Here is a 2,027-nt window from a genome sequence, read left to right on the forward strand (position 1 = left end):
GCTGCTTAACCGCGCAAGTAAATAGCTCTGCTGTCTTCGCGGCAGTCGTTGGCGAGCCTGCGAGCCTTACGAATGGCGACAGTGGTTGTGTGGAAACAAACCGCTCGTTACACATGGTGTCTGCAAGTGTAGTTTCCTGCGTTACAACTCCTGAAGCATCCGTAACTTCCTTTGTCGTAACGCCTGAAGCTGCGCTTGCATCTTTGCGGCGGGCTACTGCTCACGCAGCCGCCAGAGCAATTTCAAAGTGAAATTGCTTAGTCCTTTACGGCTTTGCAAACATTCATCTCAAAGCTTCCACCACTGCGTTGCTGCACATTGCGCAGCGCAGAGGCATAGCTGCCTGCGCTCATAACATAATAAGACTTCAATATAAAGAAGACTCCGGCAAGAGACGAGGCAGCGCGGCCTTGCCGTGACGGGAACCTGCCCTCGCAGACGCAGGGCAGTTCCTTTGCGTCATTGCCCTGAAAATGTTCCGGGATATCTTTGAAATCGTATAAGCGACGCTTCAGATGCGGTTGCAGTAAACATTTTCCAAAAAGCTTTCCATGGCGTCATCGGCCTGCCGGATATACTCCTGCAGGGGAAACTCCGCCCCACACGAAGGGCAACGCATAAAAACTTCATGACAGGTGCGAACGATATGCAGCTTGTCCGGACAGTTGGGGCAGACGATGGTGGTTTTGGCATCGCGTGAAGCAGAAAAGGCCATGATAACTCACGAGGTAAAATGTTGCTGAAAGGCATCTCCGCCAACATGCGCACACGTCTGGCGCAAAAACGGGCGGTGACGCAGGGCGGCATTGCCACCGGGTTGTTTAACCATCCCCGACTGTGTGTTGTCAAACCCACCCCGGCAATGTTCCCTCGCCGTACCCCGGATCTGGCCGTTCTGCGGTCAGCCCCTGTCAGTTCCAGCCGCGACAAAACTCAGAAAGCTTATGAAATTTCAAGACAGCAAATGGCATGACGCCACCGTCGCCAATCCCCTGCCCGCAGTGTTGCCGCAGCAGGACTTGCCGTATAGTACGATTTTGCAGTACCATTAAAGAAGTGACGACTTTCCTTAAACTTTTATCAGGAGGCCGTGTCATGCAACGGCGCGCATATCTTCCTCTTGTTTTTGTCCTTGTGGGCGGCCTGCTTTTTTCGGGTTGCACCAGCCGCTATGGCGAACAGCGAACCAAGGTGAACTATTACCCCCAGTGCTATGAACCCGTGAACCAATTGCGGAAAGATGAGAACAGCACCGGCAAAAGCACCGCTGCGGGCGCTGCCGGGGGAGCCTTGCTGGGCGCTCTTATAGGTGGCCTGGCGACCGGAAAGGTTGAAGGCGCGTTGGCGGGAGCCGTGGCCGGCGGAGCAGCAGGCGCTGTGGGCGGCAACATTTACGGCAAATCCCAGGAAAGACAGCGTGACGCGGCCTATCTTGCGGAATACAACCGGCAGATGGGCGCAGAAGCTGCCAGCATGAACCGTGCAACAGCGGCGGCCAAGCTGGCAACCAGGTGCTATGACCAGCAGTTCAAACTGGCGGTGGACCAGTACCGGGCCGGGCAGATCACCCGTCTCGAACTGCAGGATCGCTACGCTGAAATCCGCAGCGGCCTTGAAGAAACTGCCTACATCCTTAAAGACACGTCTTCGGCTATGGCCCAGAGAAATACCGAATACGAACGTGCTCTGGCTGCGGACTACACCACAAGCCAGCCCGCTTCCCCCACGGCCTCCACGCCCAAGAAAACCCCTGTTGCCAAACAGTCCGGCATTTCTTCCCAGGCGTCGGAGTGGAAATCTTCCCGCAAGGAACTTGAAAGCACGCGCAGTGATGTGGATGCCCGCATGACAAGTTATGAAGAAACCGTAAACAACCTGCTTGGATAACTTCATTTTTGCGCTGCCTCGCGTTTTGTTCCGGGGCAGCGCGAATGTTTCCCTGCGGTTTTCGCCGCGGAGTTGCCATGAGTCAAACGCCCAATCCGGCCCCACCGGAGCAGTCCGCGCCAACCGGCGCTCCGGCGGCC

Annotated in this window: 3 protein-coding genes; 2 read left to right on the forward strand and 1 reads right to left on the reverse strand. The window is 56.0% G+C overall.

Translation table 11 applies throughout. The features are described 5' to 3' along the window. Positions 1 to 511: 511 nt before the first annotated feature. Positions 512 to 715 carry a dual CXXC motif small (seleno)protein gene (locus V6C07_RS01185; protein WP_333534571.1) on the reverse strand — a complete coding sequence of 68 codons (204 nt, stop codon included), beginning with the start codon at positions 713 to 715 and terminating at the stop codon, positions 512 to 514. An 18-nt stretch (positions 716 to 733) separates the two neighbouring features. Here V6C07_RS01185 and V6C07_RS01190 point away from each other — a divergent pair, with 18 nt between their 5' ends. Both V6C07_RS01190 and V6C07_RS01195 read left to right on the forward strand, forming a co-directional pair. Beyond that, positions 734 to 973, forward strand: a complete 240-nt coding sequence (locus tag V6C07_RS01190) for a hypothetical protein (RefSeq protein ID WP_333534572.1) — start codon at positions 734 to 736, stop codon at positions 971 to 973. 122 nt (positions 974 to 1,095) lie between these two features. Further along, positions 1,096 to 1,887, forward strand: a complete 792-nt coding sequence (locus tag V6C07_RS01195) for a YMGG-like glycine zipper-containing protein (protein ID WP_333534573.1) — start codon at positions 1,096 to 1,098, stop codon at positions 1,885 to 1,887. Positions 1,888 to 2,027 lie beyond the last annotated feature (140 nt).

This window comes from Desulfovibrio sp. 1214_IL3152 (genome assembly GCF_036763055.1).
Lineage (GTDB): Bacteria > Desulfobacterota > Desulfovibrionia > Desulfovibrionales > Desulfovibrionaceae > Desulfovibrio.

Coding starts and splice junctions, on each gene's coding strand:
- V6C07_RS01185 (WP_333534571.1), bottom strand. CDS start 715: ATGGCCTTTTCTGCTTCACGCGATGCCAAAACCACCATCGTCTGCCCC.
- V6C07_RS01190 (WP_333534572.1), top strand. CDS start 734: ATGTTGCTGAAAGGCATCTCCGCCAACATGCGCACACGTCTGGCGCAA.
- V6C07_RS01195 (WP_333534573.1), top strand. CDS start 1,096: ATGCAACGGCGCGCATATCTTCCTCTTGTTTTTGTCCTTGTGGGCGGC.